Raw genomic sequence first — 16,763 nt, 5'->3', positions numbered from 1 at the left:
TCGTTGTTTGGTGCGCGCCTTACGCCTTTTGCTCAGGCCGCGCAAAGGGGGTAGGGGGCGGGTCCATGACGTTCGGGGCGGCATCGGCTTTATGGGCCGCGATCTATGGCGGGGCGGGGGCGATCATCGGGTCGTTCGTCGCCGCGCTGGTGCTGCGCTGGCTCGACGATCGCTCGGTGCTGACGGGGCGATCGGCCTGCGACCATTGCGGCAAGACGTTGCGCGTGTGGGAGCTGGTGCCGGTTCTCAGCTTCGTCGCGCTGCGTGGACGCTGTTCGCGGTGCCATCAGCCGATCGATCCGGTACATTGGCGCATCGAAGCTATCGCCGTCCTGATCGGCGTAGCGGCAGGCTGGGTCGCCGGACCGGACGGCTGGACGGGGGCGCTGTTCGGCTGGTCGCTGTTGGCGTTGGGTGCGCTGGATGCGCTTGCCTTCTGGTTGCCCGATCGGTTGACCGCGTGGCTGGCGGGGGCGGGACTGTCGACCGGGGTGATGGGTCAAGTGCCGTCGCTGGGCGAGCGGATCATCGGCGGATTGGTCGGCTTCGGCGCGCTCTGGGCGATCGCCCAGGGCTATCGCCGGTGGCGGGGGCGCGAGGGGATGGGCGGTGGCGACCCCAAGCTGATGGGCGCAATCGGATTGTGGCTGGGCTGGCGGATGCTGCCGGGCGTGTTGCTGGCGGCGTGTGTCATCGGACTGGGCTTCGTCGCCGTGCGGCATGTGCTGGGACACCGCGCGAACGGGCAGGACATGGTGCCGCTGGGACTGTTGCTGGCACTGGCGGCTTACCCGGCCTGGGCGTTGATGATAGGAATGGCGCCATGATGCTATCGTCCGTCGTCGCACTGGCGCTTGCCGGTGTTCAGGCCGCCCCGTCCGCGCCCCCGGTGCTGGGCGCGCTGCCCAAACAAACCCTGCCCCAGCGTGGCTGCGCCGCCTATCTCTGGGCGGTGCAGGACCAGCGTTTCGTCGCGATGGTCGAGCCGACCCGGCTGCGCATCATGCTCGACGGCAAGCCGACCGACCTGGCGGCGGCCGAGGCCGGGGGCGGGGGTACGCTGGGGCTAGCCAGTACGATGCGCTATGCGGGGGCGGGCATCACTGCGACGCTCGACATGACGATCACCCAGCGCGAAACATTGCAGGACGGGGCGATCGTCTCGGACGCCAGTATCCGCCTAACCCGCGGAAATCAGGATGAGATCATCGTCCCCGTCGGCGGCCTCATAGGGTGCGCGCCCGCCAGCCGCTGAACGGCCGAGGGAACCTGACGGCTTCTGTCGGCGTTACGGTGTAGTGGGGGATCATTCCGAATAGCGGAAGAGCCCTGTCGGAAAGGGGCTTTTGACGGCGTGGCGGAACGGATCGGCAGACATACCTGGCTTGCGTTCGCGCTCATAGCTCCCTCCCTCTTTTCCGCTCCCGTGTCCGCGCAGCTCTCGAAGCCCGGTACCGCCCCCGCGCAGGGCCCCAGCCTGCCGCAGGACCAGCGACAGGGCGACACCGACCCGCAGGGCAATGCCCCGATCGTGCCCGATTCGCAGTTCAACGCCGCGCTGCCGCCGCTGAGCGGGGACATCAACGCGCCGCTGGAATCCATGTCGTCGATGGCGAAGGATCAGCCCCCATCGCCGACCAGCCCGCAGACCATTCCGCTTCCCCAGACCGCTCCGCCCCTGCCGAACGCCCAAACGGCGCAGCCGCTCGCGACCGGCGAGGCGATCGGCGCGATCGCGCCCGAGGACCCACAGCTCGCCCAACCGCTGACCCCGCTCGCCAGCTTCGACTCGACGCCGCTCGACACGGTGGCGGATACGAAGAGCAAGCAGGCGCCCGACATCCGCTACGACATGGAGGTGAACGGGCTTGCCGCGTTGAAGCTGGACGACGAGTTTAAGGGGCTTTCGGCGCTGCGCGAGGGCAAGGGCAAGGCGGCCAACGCGACCCAGGTGGCGGCCCGCGCCCGCGAGGACGAGCAGCTGGCGATCCGGCTGATGAAGTCGCTCGGCTATTACGACGCCACCGCCATATCGACCCTGCAACGCGAAACCGCCGCCGATGGCGAGGCCGGGCGTCTGAAGGTCGTGCTGACCGCGACACCGGGGCGGCTGTATCGGCTGTCGTCGATCACGGTGGACGCGCAGCCGACCGTGCCGACCGACCTGATCCGCTCCAACCTGCCGCTGAAGGTCGGCGACCCGATCGAGGCGGCGCGGATCGAGGGGGCGGAGGCCAATGTCAGCTTGGTCCTGCCGCAACGCGGCTATCCCTTCGTCAAGGTGGGACAGCGCGACATCCTGCTGGAGGATCAGGCGCCCGAGCCGGTGGGCGCCTATACGCTGCCGGTCGATACGGGGCCGCGATCCTCGTTCGGCAAGCTGACGACAGTGGGCGACAAGGTGTTCGACCTCGATCACCTGAACGTCTTCCCGCGTTTCGAGGAGGGCCAGCTATACGATTCGCGGCTGACCGACGATTTGCGCAACGCGCTGGTCGCGACCGGCCTGTTCAACGGCATCGCGGTCGAGCCCAAGCAGACCGGCCGCATGAATCCCGACGGCACCGAGCAGATCGACCTCCAGGTCACGCAGACCAAGGGGCCCGCCCGGACGCTGTCGGGTGAGGCGGGCTATTCCACCGGCCAGGGCGTGCGGGTGCAGGGCAGCTTCACCAACCGCAACGCCTTCCCGCCGGAGGGGGCGATCATCGCCTCGGTCATCGCCGGTACGCAGGAACAGGGGCTCAGCGGGACCTTCCGCCGTTCCAATGCCGGGCGGCGCGACCGGACATTTCAGGTCATCGCCTCGGCCAGCCACCAGAATTACGATGCGTTTGATGCGTTCATCGGCACGGTCGCCTTCCGCTGGAGCTATGACTCGACGCCGATCTGGCAGAAGAAATTCACCTATGCCTTTGGCGGCGAGCTGACCGGGACCAACGAAAGCGTCTACGACTTCGCGCTGGGCGACCGGCGGCGCGGCACCTATGGCATCGCGGCGATTCCGGCGCAGGTGGTGTTCGACCAGTCCAACGACCTGCTCAACCCGACGCGCGGCTATCGCCTGAAACTGAATCTCAGCCCCGAAACGTCGGTGCGCGGCGCGGTGCGGCCCTATGTGCGGACGATGGTGGAGGGGACCTTCTATTATCCCTTCAACGACAGTCTGGTGATCGCGGGCCGGGCGCGCGCGGGGTCGATCTTCGGTATCGACCGCGACGATCTGGCGCCGTCGCGGCGCTATTATGGCGGCGGCGGCGGATCGGTGCGCGGCTATGGCTATCAACGGCTGGGGCCGTTCGATCCGCAGGGCAATCCGGTCGGCGGGCGCAGCCTGAACGAATTTTCGCTGGAGGCGCGTTATCGCTTCGGCAATTTCGGGATCGTGCCGTTCGTCGATGCGGGCAACAGCTATGAAAGCACGCTGCCCACGGGCAAGGATTTGCGCTTCGGCGCGGGTATCGGCGGGCGCTTCTACACCAATTTCGGGCCGCTGCGAGTCGACGTGGCGACGCCGCTGAACCCGCGCCCGGGTGACGGCAAGGTCGCCCTGTACATCTCGATCGGGCAGGCCTTCTGATGGCGGACGAACAGACCATGGCGCCTGCGCCGGAAACCGAAACCGTCGTCGTGCGCCGCCCACTGTGGCAGCGGGTGCTCAAATGGATCGGCATCACGATCCTGGGCCTGATCCTGCTGGTCGGGGCGATCCTGCTGGGCATCAACACCGATCCGGGGCGTCGCTTCGTCGCGGACCAGCTGGGCGGTTACACCACCGCCTCGGGCCTGAACATCAAGGTCGGGCGGATCGAGGGGTCGCTCTATGGCCAGATGCGCCTGGTCGATCTGCGGGTCAGCGATCCCAAGGGGGTGTTCCTGTCCAGCCCGCGGCTGGATGTCGACTGGCGGCCCTTTGCCTATACCAACAACCATATCGACGTCCGCTCGCTGAATGCGGATCTCGTCACGCTGGCGCGCAAGCCCGAACTGAAGCCGACGCCCAGCGATCCCAACGCGCCACTGCTGCCCGATCTCGACATCGATGTGAACCGGCTGACGCTGAAGCGCTTCGTGATCGGTGCGCCGGTGACGGGGCAGCGTCACATCCTGGCGATCGACGGCAAGGTGCATATCGCCGATCGCCGCGCGCAGGTGACGGCCAGCGCCGACGCGCTGCGGGGGCCCGGTGTCGCGGGCGGCGACCGTCTGCGCCTGGTCCTCGACGCGGTGCCCGATGCCGACCGGCTGGCGGTGGACGTCAAGCTGACCGCCCCGACCGGCGGCGTCGTCGCCACCATGGCGGGGCTGAAGGCGCCGTTGACCCTGTCGGTCGACGGGCGTGGTGGCTGGAAGGCGTGGACTGGCCGTGCGGTCGCGACGCTGGGCGGCGGCGAACTTGCCAACCTCAACGCCACCGCGCGCGACGGCCATGTCGAGGTGCGCGGTGTGACCCGACCCGGCCTGTATCTGGAAGGGCCGGTCGAGCGGTTGACCGCGCCCGCACTGCAGGTCGCGATCGATACCACGCTGAACGAGCGTCGCGCGGATACGCGGATCAAGCTGCGTTCCTCGGCGCTGATGGTCGATGCGGGGGGCATTCTCGACCTCGCCAACAGCCGGTTCGGCAATTTCGCGGTCGATGCCAAGCTGCTGACGCCCGGCGCGATCGCGCCGAACCTGCGCGGCCGCGACGTGCTGGCGCGCGTCGTGCTGGACGGCGCGTTCGCGACGCCGACCGTGGATTACAAGATCCGCGCCGCCGCGCTGGGCTTTGGCGAGACCTCGGTCGAGAATCTCTATGCCGAGGGTCTGGCCAAGGTAAATGCCGACCGCATCCTGGTGCCGGTCAACGCCAAGGCACGGCGGATCGCCGGACTGAACGCGGCGGTGGGTGGCCTGACCAACAATGTCGCGATCCAGGGCGACTTCGCGGTCGCCATGCCCAACATCCTGTCGGACAATCTGCGCATTCGTTCGGACAATATCGACGCGACCGCCGTGGTCGTCGCGAATATGAAGACCGGCCGCTACACCGGCGCGCTCAAGGGCCGGGTGAACAATTACCGGGTCGAGAGCATCGGCATCATCAACCTGACCACCGACGCCAATCTGGTGGCGACGCCGGGCGGGTTCGGGATGAAGGGCCGGGTGGTCGCCCGCACCTCGCAGATCTTCAACGAAGGCGCGCGCAACTTCCTGGGCGGCAATGCGACGATCCGGGCGGACGTCGAATACAGCCCGCAGGGCATCGTGACGTTCAGCGGCCTGCGGCTGGCGGCTCCGCAATTCCGGGTGACGCGCGGCAGCGGCCGGTTCAATCCGGCGAACGGCGCGCTGGCGGTCGAGGCGGATGCCTATTCCAACCAATATGGCCCGATCACCGCACGGGTGACGGGATCGCAGACCAATCCGGTGATCGTGCTGCGCGCGACCAGGCCGGGTGTCGGCGTCGGCCTGGCCAATCTTCAGGCGCGGGTCGTGGGGCAGAACGGCGCCTATGCCGTCAATGCCAGTGGCGACACCAATTACGGCCCCTTTACCGCCAATGTGCTGGTCAGCACCGGGCGGCAGTTGGCGATCGACGTTCGTAGCCTGGTCTTTGCCGGGATCAACGCCAGCGGCCGGGTCGTCCAGACGGCGGCGGGGCCGTTCGCGGGCGCGCTGCAATTTGCCGGGCAGGGCATCAACGGCCGCGTCCAGCTGGCGGATCAGGGTGGCAACCAGCGCGCCGATATCGCCGCACGCGCTTATAACGCGCGTATTCCGGGCATGGTCGACTTCACCATCGGCCGCGCCATAGTGAATGCCAGCGTGGTGATGGTCCCGAACGCGCCGCAGATCGTCGCCGACGCGCAGCTGGCCGACACCCGCTATGGCGAGGTCGTCATCCAGTCTTCGCGCGCCAAGGTGAACTATGCGGGTGGGCGCGGCACTGCACAGGCGGTGCTGACCGGATCGTCGAGCATCCCGTTCAATATCGCGCTGAATGCGCAACTGGCGCCCAACAACTATCTGGTCGCCGCCAAGGGGCAGGCCAATGGCATAAACTTCCGCACCGCCAACGCCGCGCGCATCCAGAATGTGAAGGGCGAGTGGCAGGTGGCGCCGACCCGGATCGATTTCGGGCGTGGGTCGCTGCTCGTCGCGGGCTCCTATGGCAATGGCCTGAAGGTGCAGACGCGGCTGGACAAGCTGCAGCTGTCGATCCTCGACGCCTTCGTGCCCAATCTGGGCATTTCGGGCGAGGCAAGCGGTGCGCTGGACTTCACCCAGGCGCGTGACGCCAGCTTCCCGGCGGCCGAGGCGCGGCTGACCGTCGCCAATTTCCGGCGCACGGGGCTGGCTGCGGTGTCGGAGGCGGTGGACATCGTGTTCGCGGGCCGTCTGGTCTCCGATGGCGGCGAGGCGCGCGCGCTGATCCGGCGCGGGCAAACGGTGGTCGGCCGCATGGTCGCCAATCTCCGTCCGCTGCCGCCGGGCAATGGCGGCTGGGTCAACCGACTGATGCAGGCGCCGCTTTCGGGGGGCATCCGCTATAACGGCCCGTCGTCGGTGCTGTTCTCCTTCGCTGCGCTGCCCAACCAGCAGTTGAGCGGGCCGATCGCGGTCGCCGCCGATTTCGGCGGGCGCGTGTCGTCGCCGCAGCTCAACGGGCTGATCCGCGCCGACAACCTGACCTATGACAATGAGAGCTACGGCACCCGCCTGACCGCGATGCAACTGGCGGGCCGGTTCAACAACGACCGGCTGGAGATCAGCCGGATGCAGGCCAAGGCGGGCGAGGGCACGATTCAGGCGCAAGGGACGATCGGGCTGGCGGCGGACAGCGGCTATCCGATCGATCTGCGCGCGCAGCTGAACAATGCGCGGCTGGCCGACAGCGATGCGTTGGCCGCCACGACCAGCGGCACGATCCGGCTGACGCACAATCGCGATGGCGGGCTGATCCAGGGCGATCTGACCGTGCCCAACGCACGCTACCAGATCATCCGCCAGGGCCAGGCCGAGGTGCCCGAGCTGACCGGCGTGCGTCGTCGCAGCGAGATGCGGACGCCGCGCCCGACCGACCGACCCGCTCCCACGCCGCCGCCGGGGCTGTTCCGCCTGGACCTGCGGGTGCGCGCGCCCAACCAGCTGTTCGTCTCGGGCATGGGGCTGGAGTCGGAATGGTCGATGGACCTGCGGGTCGGCGGTACAAGCGCCGCGCCGACCATCAATGGCGGGCTCGACCTGGTGCGCGGCACGTACAGCTTTGCCGGCAAGCGGTTCGACGTGAATCGCGGCACGATCCGCTTCCGTGGCGGTGCGCTGACCGACCCGGACATCAATATCCAGGCGACGACGACCACCGACGGAATCACCGCGGTCATCAACGTCACGGGCACCGGCCAGCGTCCACAGATCAGCTTCACCTCGACGCCGACCCTGCCGCAGGACGAGGTGCTCAGCCGGTTGCTGTTCGGGACCAACCCGGAAAACCTGTCGGCGGTCGAGGCGATTCAGCTGGCCGCGGCGCTCAACTCGCTGCGGGGCTCCGGCGGCGGCGGGCTGAACCCGCTCGGCAAGCTGCGCTCAGCGGTCGGGTTCGACCGGCTGCGCGTGATCGGCGCCGACGAGGCGACCGGCCGAGGCACCAGCCTGGCGGCGGGCAAGTACATCACCGACAATATCTATGTGGAGATCGTCACCGACGCGCGCGGCTTCACCGCCACCCAGTTGCAGATCGCACTGACCCGGACGCTCAGCCTGTTGACTCAGACCGGCTCGTTCGGCGGATCGGCGGCAAGCCTGCGCTACTCGCGGGATTTCTAAGCGAGGTTGTGGCCCTCATCCCTTCCCATCGTCGAAAGGCGGGGGGAATGGGTGAGGGTTGTGGGGGCGCCGGGGTTTCATCGAACTGAAACATCCGGCAGGATGTCGAGATGACCCCGGACCAGCTCGCCACCCAAGCCACCGCCATCCTGGCGGATCTGATCGCGATCGACACGACCTCGCGCGAATCGAACCTGGCGCTGATCGCCTATGTCGAACGGCATTTGGGCGGGATCGGCGTCACCGGGCGGCGGGTGTTCAACGATGATGGCCGCAAGGCCAATCTCTACGCCACGGTCGGCCCCATGGAGCCGGGCGGCGTCGTCCTGTCGGGACATAGCGACGTGGTGCCGGTCGACGGCCAGCCCTGGACCAGCGATCCCTGGCGACTGACTCGGCGCGGCGACCGACTGCTGGGACGGGGGACGTGCGACATGAAGGGGTTTCTGGCGCTGTCGCTGGCGCTTGCCCCGCATGTCGCGCGTGGGGCGATGACACGGCCGCTGCACCTGGCGATTTCCTATGACGAGGAGGTCGGGTGCCTGGGCGCGCCCTCAATGATCGCCGAGATCGTACGCGAGCTGCCGTCCCCCGCCGCCGTGGTGGTGGGCGAGCCGACCGAGATGGTCGTGGTCAGCGGGCATAAGGGTATCGCCACCTGGAACGTGACAGTGACGGGGCATGAGGCGCATTCCAGCCTGATCCATCTGGGTGCGTCGGCCAATATGGTCGCGGTGCGCCTGATGCATCAACTGGCCGACCTCGCCGACCGGCTGGCGGGGGAGGGGGATCCGCACGGGCCCTTCTGCCCCCATCATGCCACGCTGACCATCGGGCAGATGAACGGCGGCACGGCGGTCAACATCCTGGCGCGGGAATGCCGATTCGCCTTCGACCTGCGTACCCTGCCGGGGCAGGAGCCCGAGGCGATCCTGGCGCCGTTCTTCGCCGCGTGCGAGGCGGCGGACGCCGAACTGCGCGCTCGCTTCCCCGAAGCCGGGGTCCGGGTGGAGCGCCGTTCGCGCACGCCGTCCTTCGCGCCCGAGGCGGACGGCATGGCGGAGCGGCTGGCGCGGCGCTGGGCGGGTGATAACGGCCCGGCGCGGGCAGTACCCTATGCTGCGGAGGCAGGGCAGTTTCAGGGGGCGGGATTCTCGACCGTCATCTGTGGTCCCGGCTCAATTGCGCAGGCCCATCAGCCGGACGAATATATCGAGGTTCAACAGATGGAGCGGGGGGCCGCCTTTATGCTGCGGCTGGCCGATGACCTGATCCGGTAACGGACGCGATCGTTGCTTGGGTTAACCAGAATCATGGGGCGTTCGACGGCATGAAGTCCAATCGAGCCGCCCCATGACATAACATAGATTACCAGGGGCGCATCGTCTCGCCGTGGATCAGCGCCAGAATGAACTTCAGCATGGGTTTTCTCCCTCGAAAGCACCCTTTTGAGTGCTCCGATATGGTTAATTGGATATTAACCATGACGCAATGGGCAAGCGGTGAATTGCCAAGCGATTGGTTTGGCGTGGCAAAGGCGGTTAACACCTTGTTTAATTCCTGACCCTAGATTCACGGGCGTGAAGAACCGCCCTTCCCCCACCGCGCCTAATGCAGGCGCATCCGTTACGGCTCCCGCCGATTCCCAGTGGCAATCGCTGGTGTTGGTCGGGATCGGCAATTTCACGTTGCTGCGTCGTCATCTGGGGCGATCGGCGAGCGGCCTTCTGATCGAGGCCATGGCCGAGCGCGTGACCCAATGCATCCCCGATGCCGTCGCCCGGCCGACCGCACCCGCCCAGGTGGAGGTGCTTATCCGCGCCGCGACGCGCGAGTCGCTCGATGCCCATCTGTTGACCCTGGCCGAGGTGCTGGGCCATCCCTTCACGCTGCCGGGTGGCGAGTGTCGCATCGAGCCGGTGTTGGGCGCCGCCATCGCCGCCGTGCCGCATGACGATGACATCCGCCTCCTCGAAGAGGCGGAGCAGGCACTGGCCGACGCCCAGGTCGAGGGGCGTCTGATCGTTCGCGAAATGGCGGTCCCGACCGGGCGGCTCGATCGGATCGCGCTGGCGCATGAACTGACCCGCGCCATCACCGAAGATGGCCTGTTCGTCGAATATCAGCCCAAGGTGCATGTCCGGCAACAGCGCGTGGCGAGCGTTGAGGCGCTGCTGCGCTGGCGACATCCCAGCTATGGCCTGATAAGTCCGGTCGAGTTCATTCCGGTTGCTGAGGAATCGCGGGTCATCGGGCCGCTGACCCTCTGGATCCTGCGACAGGTGATCGCCGACCAGCGTCGTCTGGCCGAGGCGGGGCACCCGCTTCGAATCTTCATCAATATTTCGGGCATGCTGCTAGGCGACCCGCATTTCGTGCGCGAAGCCTGCGCGCTCGTCATCGACAGCGGCGCGTGCATCGGGTTCGAGATCACCGAGACCTCGGTCATCCGCGATCCCGACAGCGCGATGGCCAATCTCCAGGCCTTTGTCGACATGGGCATCGCGGTCGCGATCGACGATTATGGCGCAGGGCTTTCGTCGCTCTCCTATCTCAAGCAGCTTCCGGCGTGCGAGCTGAAGATCGACAAGCTGTTCATCACCCAGTTGACCAGCAGCAACCGTGACCCCCTGATCGTCCGTTCGACGATCGACTTGGCCCATGCGCTGGAGATGGAAGTGGTGGCCGAGGGCGTGGAGACACCGGCGACGCTGGCCCTGCTCAGCGTCATGGGCTGCGACATGATCCAGGGCTATCTTATCAGCCGCCCGATCGGGTTGGAGGCGCTGGTGCGCTTCCTGGACGAGCAGGCGCATCAGGCCATGACCGCCCTGGCCCGGCCGACGCCGCTGGCCCGGTTGGTGAGCCGTGCGCGCGGTTAGGATCGCGCTGATCGTTGCGGCATTGCTCGTGGCGGCGGGGGAGGTTCGCAGCCAGACGGTCGCCAATACGCCCCAGTCCACCTTCGATCGTGCCGTCGATGCGGCAAAGACCGAGATGTTGCGTGATCCGCTGCTGGCCGTCCAGCAAGCCAACCAGGCGCGGCAGTTCGCCGAGCGGATCCACGATCCGGAGCAAAGGTCGCTGGCGCTCGCCACAGCAGATTGGCTGCGCGGCGAGGGAGCCAGTCGGCTTGGCAAGCATGAAATGGCGAAAACTGCGATCGCCGGTGCATTGGCTACGGCGCGTCAAAAAGCACCGCGGTCAGAGCTATATGGGAATCTCCTGCTGTCCCTCGGCGGTCTGGCAACCGATGACGGGAAAATCGCGGAAGCCCTCGATACCTATCACTCGGCCTATCGCATCTTTCAGCATTTGAGCGATGCGCGCGGACAAACCCGCGCTTTGGTCCAGATCGCGAACCTCTATCTCGATGCGAAGGACTATGTGTCGGCACTTCGCTACCTCGAGCAGGCGCGCGCCGTCTATCGCGGTGATGACTCCTTGCGCATGGTCATCCTGAACAATCGGTCGGTCACGTTGAGTGAGCTGGGCCGGGCCAACGATGCCTTGGACCAGTTGCGCGAGGCGGGCAGTCTGGCACGTAAGATGAAGAGCCCGACTTTGCTGGCACAGGTTTGGCGCAATATTGCCCGAGCCGAATTGCGGCGAGGTTCCTTGACGGCGGGTGAGGCGGCGATCGCCCGCGCGCGCCAGGCCGATCCTTCCGATAGCCGGGCACTGGACGCGATCGCTGCCCAAGCCGCGTTTCAACGTGGGCGGTTGATCGAGGCGGGGCGATTAATTGATCGCAGTTTTCAAGGGGTCGATGTTACGAAGACCTCGGTGTCCCAGCGTGATGCGCATGAAAGCGCCTACCAAATCTATCGGAAGGCGGGGCGGACGGCGGACGCGCTCCGACATTTGCAGGCGCTGAAACGGATCGACGACGAAGCGACCCGCCTTGCCACCTCGACGGGGCTCGCCCTGATGGGCGCGCGGTTCGACTTCGCCAATCAGGAACTACGGATCGCGCGGATGAAGGCCGCCGATCTCCAGCGCAACATCGCCTTTGAGCGCGAGCAGTTGCGCACCGAGCGCTTCATCCTGATCGGCTCGGTCGTGGCGATCATCGTGGTCCTGACGATGCTCGGTATCTGGCTGGTGACGCTCGGCCGCAGCCGCAACCGTATCCGCGCGGCGCATGGCGAGCTGGCGGCGACCAACGACCAGCTTCAAAAGGCGCTGGCGGTCAAGACCGAGTTCCTGGCGACGACCAGCCACGAAATTCGAACCCCCCTGAACGGCATATTGGGCATGACCCAGGTCATGCTGGCCGACGCCGCCCTGGCCAGCGAACAGCGTGAGCGGGTGGAGGTGATGCACGGTGCCGGGATGACCATGCGCGCGCTGGTCGACGACCTGCTCGACGTCGCCAAGATCGAGCATGGCCAACTCACCCTGGAGAACGCGCCGTTCGATCTGGCGAGAACGATCCGCGACGCCTCCCGCCTGTTCGATGGGCAGGCGGATGCCAAGGGTATCGGCTTCACGATCGATCTCGACGATTGTCCCGCTATGGTGATGGGCGACGCGGCGCGGATCCGGCAGATCGTCTTCAACCTGCTGTCCAACGCGCTCAAGTTCACCAGCGTCGGACGGGTCTCCCTGGTCGCCCGCCGCCAGTCCCAGGGCGTGTCGATCACTGTCGCCGACAGCGGCATCGGCATTCCCGGCCACAAGCTGGAGGAAATATTCGAGGCCTTCCGCCAGGCTGATGCCAGCACCACGCGCCAGTTCGGCGGCACCGGCCTGGGCCTTGCCATTTGTCGGCGGCTGGCGCGTGCGATGGGCGGCGATGTGACGGTAAGCAGCGAGCAGGGAAGGGGCTCGCTTTTCACCCTCGACCTGCCGCTCGTCGAAGTCGAAGCGGCGGTCGAGCCCGAGCGTCCTGTCGTCCTGATCCTCGATCGCAATCCGATCCGGCGCGCCATGTGGAGCAAAATTTGCGCTCCCCACGCACAGCTGGTCTTCGCGATGGACGTCGAGGAGGCCGTTCGGCACCTACAGAATGGCGGGATCGCCCAGCTGCTGATCGACGACAGCGCGATTCGCGACGACGGTGTCGACGCCGCCCTGGCGCGGATCGTGACGGCCAGCGACCGTCCCTTGCCGATCCATCTGCTCTGGCCCGAGGCCGAGCCGGTGGAAGGGAACGATTTTATCGCTGACGAATTGATTCACGTTATCGCCAAACCGATCACGGGGACAGAGGTGATGCGGAAGATGTTCGACGCCTTGCCGCAAACCGCTGTCCAGCCACTTGTAACGCAAGCGGCATGATCGCTAGGGCCGGATCATGACCGCGATCACACACGCCATCCGGCGCGACGGGCGAAGGGGACGGCGATGAACGTCCTCTTCATCGAGGACGACCGGATGAACCGGCGCGTCGTGCGCGACATGCTGGACGTCGCGGGCGCGAGCATGGCGGAGGCGGAGAATGCCGAACTCGGCCTGGAGATGATCGACCGCGACCAGTATCACATGATCCTGATCGACCTGCGCATGCCCGGCATGGATGGGATCACTGCGATCCGCCACATCCGCGCGCGCGGCGACGAAAAGGCCGAGGTGCCGATCATCGTCGTCACCGCCGACAGCGGCGTGGACCTGCGCGAACGTTGCCTGGGCGCGGGCGCGGACGATGTCATCGTCAAGCCGGTCGCGATGGATCAACTGTTCGAGGCGATGGGGCGTATCCTGGCGGGCGATCGCGGCGGTGGGATCATCGGCTGATTATTCGCCCGTATCCGGCTTGGGCTTCAACGCCTCGGCCAGCGACGCGGTGGCGCTGCCTCGCTTGGCGGGTACGGGCTGCGAAGGGTCGGGCGCCCAGCCGGTCAGGAAGACCAGATTGAACTGTTCGGGGATACGTCCGTCGGGATCGGCCATCTCGCCAAAGGCCGCCGCCGCCGCTGCCAGCGCTTCCCGACCGATCGGCCGCCGCTCGGCCAGCAGGTTGCTCGCCCCCATGCCGCGCAGATCGCCGAGCAGCCGCCCGAAATCGCGGTAGCGCACGTCCAGCGTCTCGATATCCGCGACCGGCAGGGTGAAGCCCGCGCGCATCAGCAGGTCGCCCGCCGAGCGCACATCGACCTGCGGGTGCAGCCGCGCGACCGGCCGCTCCGCCTCGGCGAGGCGCAGCGCGGCGCGCAGGCGGGGTAGCGATCCGCCGCCGACGAACGCGCCGAGGAACAGCCCGTCGGGCCGCAGCACGCGGCGGATCAGGGTCAGCGCGCCGGGCAGGTCGTCGATCTGGTCGAGCACGCCCGCGCTGACCACCAGATCGAAACTGCGATCGGCGAAGGGCAGGCGGTCCTCATCGCCCTGGACGCCCCGCGCGGCACGGGCAAAGGCGAAGCCCGGGTCCAGCCGTGCGACGCGCGCGCCCGGCGGGGGCAGGAAGCCGCCATCGAAGCAGCCCAGGTCCAGGATATCGTGAAACGGCCGGGTGACGGCATCCAGCCGCTCGGCAAGGCCATCGAGCATCGCGGCGCGCAGGAAGTCGTGCTCGGCGAAATCGGGCTGGGCGCGGTCGCGGCGCAGGCGGCGGGCGCGACGGTCGAAGATGGTGGACATGCTCACCCGCGCGCTTGTGCGCGCTCGCGCGATCGGGGACAAGGCAAAGCCGATGGGGGCGGGATCGAAACAGGCGCGATTTGCGATGGAGTGGGGCCGCGCCGTGCTCGCTGGCCCGCTGATGGCGCTGGCGCACTGGGCGCTGCCGCCGCGCTGTCCGGGATGTGCCGAGCCGGTCGAGGCGGATCATCGCTTCTGTCCCGGCTGTTGGGGCCGGTTGCGCTTCCTCGACACGCTGGGCTGCGCGACGTGTGGAATACCGCTGGGCGATGGATTGGCCGGTCGATGCGGGACCTGTCTGGCCGATCCGCCGCGCCATGCCGGTATCCATGCGGCGGTGGCGTACGGCCCGATCGCCCGGCAATTGCCGATCCGGTTGAAACATGGCGGGCGGATCGGTGTGGCGGAAACCATGGCGGGGCCGATGGCGCGGCGGATGCCGCCCGGCGCGGATCTGCTGATCCCGGTGCCGCTTCACCGCTGGCGCTTGTGGCGGCGCGGTTTCAACCAGGCGGTGCTGATCGGCGAAGGCGTGTCGCGGCGCAGCGGCGTCCCGATGGCGCGGGATGGGCTCAGGCGGGTACGCGCCACGCCGCTGCTGCGCGGACTATCGCCGAAGCAGCGGCGCAAGGCGGTGACCGCGGCGTTCCGTGTCACCGATCCCGCGGTGGTGAAGGGGCGGCATGTCGTGCTGGTCGACGATGTCTATACCACCGGCGCGACGGCGGGGGCGTGCGTCCGCGTGCTGCTGGCCGCCGGAGCGGCGTCGGTCGCGATCCTGTGCTGGGCGCGCGTCATCGAAGGGGCGGGCGATTGACAAGCGGCGTCCCGCGACACACCTGAAGGAGATGGCAAAGGTCGAAATCTACACCAAGGCGTTCTGCCCCTATTGCACGCGGGCCAAGGCGCTGCTCGCCTCCAAGGGCGTCGAGCCCCAGGAATATGACATCACCATGGGCGGCCCCCAGCGCGCTGAGATGATCGAGCGTGCGAACGGCCGCACCACCGTGCCGCAGGTCTTTATCGACGGCCAGCATATCGGCGGCTCGGACGATCTGGCGGCGCTCGACAAGCGCGGAGGACTCGACCCGCTCCTGGCGGCATGACCCGGATCGCGGTGCTGCAGATGACGGCGGGGATCTATCCCGCCGTCAATGCTCAGGTCCTGGAACGCGCCATTGCCGATGCGGCGGCGCGCGGCGCGGTGATGCTGTTCACGCCGGAAATGTCCGGCCTGATCGATCGCGACCGGGCGCGGGCGGCGGCGCATCTGGTGGCGGAAGAGCAGGATCCCGTCTTGGCCCGCGTTCGTGCGGCGGCGGCGGCGCATGGCCTGTGGGTCCATCTGGGGTCACTCGCGGTACGCGAGGCAGACGGGCGGCTCGCCAATCGCGGTTACGTCATCGATGCGTCGGGCGAGATCCGCGCGCGCTATGACAAGATGCATCTGTTCGACGTCGACCTGCCGAGCGGCGAGAGTTGGCGCGAATCGGCGTCCTATGCGCCGGGCGAGCAGGCGGTGGTGATCGATACCCCGGTCGGCCGCTTGGGTCTCGCCATCTGTTACGACCTGCGCTTCCCGGCGCTGTTTGCCGCGCTGACCGAGGCGGGGGCGACGATCCTGTCGGTACCCGCCGCCTTCACCCGGCCGACCGGCGCGGCGCATTGGCATATTCTGCTCCGCGCCCGCGCGATCGAGGCTGGCGTGCATCTGGTCGCCGCCGCGCAGACCGGCGAGCATCAGGACGGCCGTGCCACCTATGGTCATTCGCTGGTCGTGGGGCCGTGGGGCGAGATACTGCTCGACATGGGCGAGGCGGCGGGGCTCGGCCTTGCCGCGATCGATCCGGCGCAGGTCGGTGCGGTGCGCGAACGCCTGCCCGCCATCCGCCACCGCCGCGCCATTCCGCCGGTGGCGCAGGCATGATCGTATTCGACCTGCGCTGTTCGGGCGGCCATGTGTTCGAGGCGTGGTTCGCCTCGTCGACGGCCTATGCCGAACAGCGGGACAAGGCGCTGGTCGAATGCCCGCTCTGCGGCGACCGTACTGTCGAAAAGGCCGTCATGGCCCCCCAGATCGCCGCCAAGGGCAACAGCAAACCCGATTGGCCCAGCCCGCAGGCGATGAAGGCAGCGCTCGAACATATCGCCCGGGCGCAGGCCAGGATGCTGGAGAAATCGACCTGGGTCGGCACTGCTTTTGCCGAAAAGGCGCGTGCCATGCATGACGGCGAGGCACCCGTGATGCCGATCCACGGTCAGGCCAGTCCGGCCGAGGCCAAGGCCCTGATCGAAGAGGGCGTGCCCGTCGCGCCCTTGCCGCTGCCCGTGGTGCCGCCCAAGCTGGCGAACTGAGTGGCCGGACAGCC

Annotated in this window: 13 protein-coding genes; 12 read left to right on the top strand and 1 reads right to left on the bottom strand. The window is 67.5% G+C overall.

Annotated features, from left to right (window positions below; translation table 11 throughout):
• The first annotated feature begins 65 nt into the window (after positions 1-65).
• From AC1GI4_RS07085 to AC1GI4_RS07050, 8 genes are all read left to right on the top strand, one after another.
• Positions 66-827 carry a prepilin peptidase gene (locus AC1GI4_RS07085; protein WP_479629070.1) on the top strand — a complete coding sequence of 254 codons (762 nt, stop codon included), beginning with the start codon at positions 66-68 and terminating at the stop codon, positions 825-827.
• Positions 824-1,255 (top strand): hypothetical protein, encoded by a 432-nt coding sequence (locus AC1GI4_RS07080; RefSeq protein WP_479629069.1) that lies wholly within the window; start codon positions 824-826, stop codon positions 1,253-1,255. The genes AC1GI4_RS07085 and AC1GI4_RS07080 overlap by 4 nt, the downstream gene beginning before the upstream one ends.
• A 171-nt stretch (positions 1,256-1,426) precedes the next feature.
• The gene (locus AC1GI4_RS07075; protein ID WP_479629068.1) at positions 1,427-3,580 is read left to right on the top strand and encodes an autotransporter assembly complex protein TamA; all 2,154 of its coding nucleotides are present in this window, start codon (positions 1,427-1,429) and stop codon (positions 3,578-3,580) included.
• A complete protein-coding gene (locus tag AC1GI4_RS07070) occupies positions 3,580-7,812 on the top strand; it encodes a translocation/assembly module TamB domain-containing protein (RefSeq protein ID WP_479629067.1) in 4,233 nt (1,410 codons plus the stop codon). Before AC1GI4_RS07075 ends, AC1GI4_RS07070 begins: the two co-directional genes overlap by 1 nt.
• 110 nt (positions 7,813-7,922) lie before the next feature.
• Positions 7,923-9,092 (top strand): acetylornithine deacetylase, encoded by a 1,170-nt coding sequence (gene argE, locus AC1GI4_RS07065; protein ID WP_479629066.1) that lies wholly within the window; start codon positions 7,923-7,925, stop codon positions 9,090-9,092.
• A 381-nt stretch (positions 9,093-9,473) separates the two neighbouring features.
• Complete coding sequence (locus AC1GI4_RS07060) at positions 9,474-10,694, top strand: EAL domain-containing protein (protein WP_479629065.1); 1,221 nt, start codon at positions 9,474-9,476, stop codon at positions 10,692-10,694.
• On the top strand, positions 10,681-13,095 hold the full coding sequence (locus tag AC1GI4_RS07055) for an ATP-binding protein (RefSeq protein WP_479629064.1): 2,415 nt from the start codon (positions 10,681-10,683) through the stop codon (positions 13,093-13,095). The genes AC1GI4_RS07060 and AC1GI4_RS07055 overlap by 14 nt, the downstream gene beginning before the upstream one ends.
• A 66-nt stretch (positions 13,096-13,161) precedes the next feature.
• Complete coding sequence (locus AC1GI4_RS07050) at positions 13,162-13,551, top strand: response regulator (RefSeq protein ID WP_294271637.1); 390 nt, start codon at positions 13,162-13,164, stop codon at positions 13,549-13,551.
• On the opposite strand, the gene AC1GI4_RS07045 is transcribed toward AC1GI4_RS07050, so the two are convergent.
• Positions 13,552-14,394 carry a class I SAM-dependent methyltransferase gene (locus AC1GI4_RS07045; protein WP_294271673.1) on the bottom strand — a complete coding sequence of 281 codons (843 nt, stop codon included), beginning with the start codon at positions 14,392-14,394 and terminating at the stop codon, positions 13,552-13,554.
• Between AC1GI4_RS07045 and AC1GI4_RS07040 the strand changes: the two genes are divergently transcribed.
• Genes AC1GI4_RS07040 through AC1GI4_RS07025 form a run of 4 tightly spaced genes read left to right on the top strand, consistent with a single transcriptional unit; the run spans position 14,393 to position 16,749 of the window.
• A complete protein-coding gene (locus tag AC1GI4_RS07040; RefSeq protein ID WP_479629063.1) occupies positions 14,393-15,211 on the top strand; it encodes a ComF family protein in 819 nt (272 codons plus the stop codon). The two genes, AC1GI4_RS07045 and AC1GI4_RS07040, sit on opposite strands and share 2 nt — an antisense overlap.
• Positions 15,212-15,242: 31 nt before the next feature.
• Positions 15,243-15,500, top strand: coding sequence for a glutaredoxin 3 (gene grxC, locus AC1GI4_RS07035; protein ID WP_479629062.1), 258 nt, complete (start codon positions 15,243-15,245; stop codon positions 15,498-15,500).
• A complete protein-coding gene (locus AC1GI4_RS07030; protein WP_479629061.1) occupies positions 15,497-16,321 on the top strand; it encodes a carbon-nitrogen hydrolase family protein in 825 nt (274 codons plus the stop codon). The genes grxC and AC1GI4_RS07030 overlap by 4 nt, the downstream gene beginning before the upstream one ends.
• Positions 16,318-16,749 (top strand): DUF1178 family protein, encoded by a 432-nt coding sequence (locus AC1GI4_RS07025; protein WP_479629060.1) that lies wholly within the window; start codon positions 16,318-16,320, stop codon positions 16,747-16,749. The genes AC1GI4_RS07030 and AC1GI4_RS07025 overlap by 4 nt, the downstream gene beginning before the upstream one ends.
• Positions 16,750-16,763: the final 14 nt, after the last annotated feature.

This window comes from Sphingomonas sp. 77B (assembly GCF_056497825.1).
Note: the sequence above shows the minus strand (reverse complement) of the source record. Positions and strands in the feature narration are given on the sequence as shown.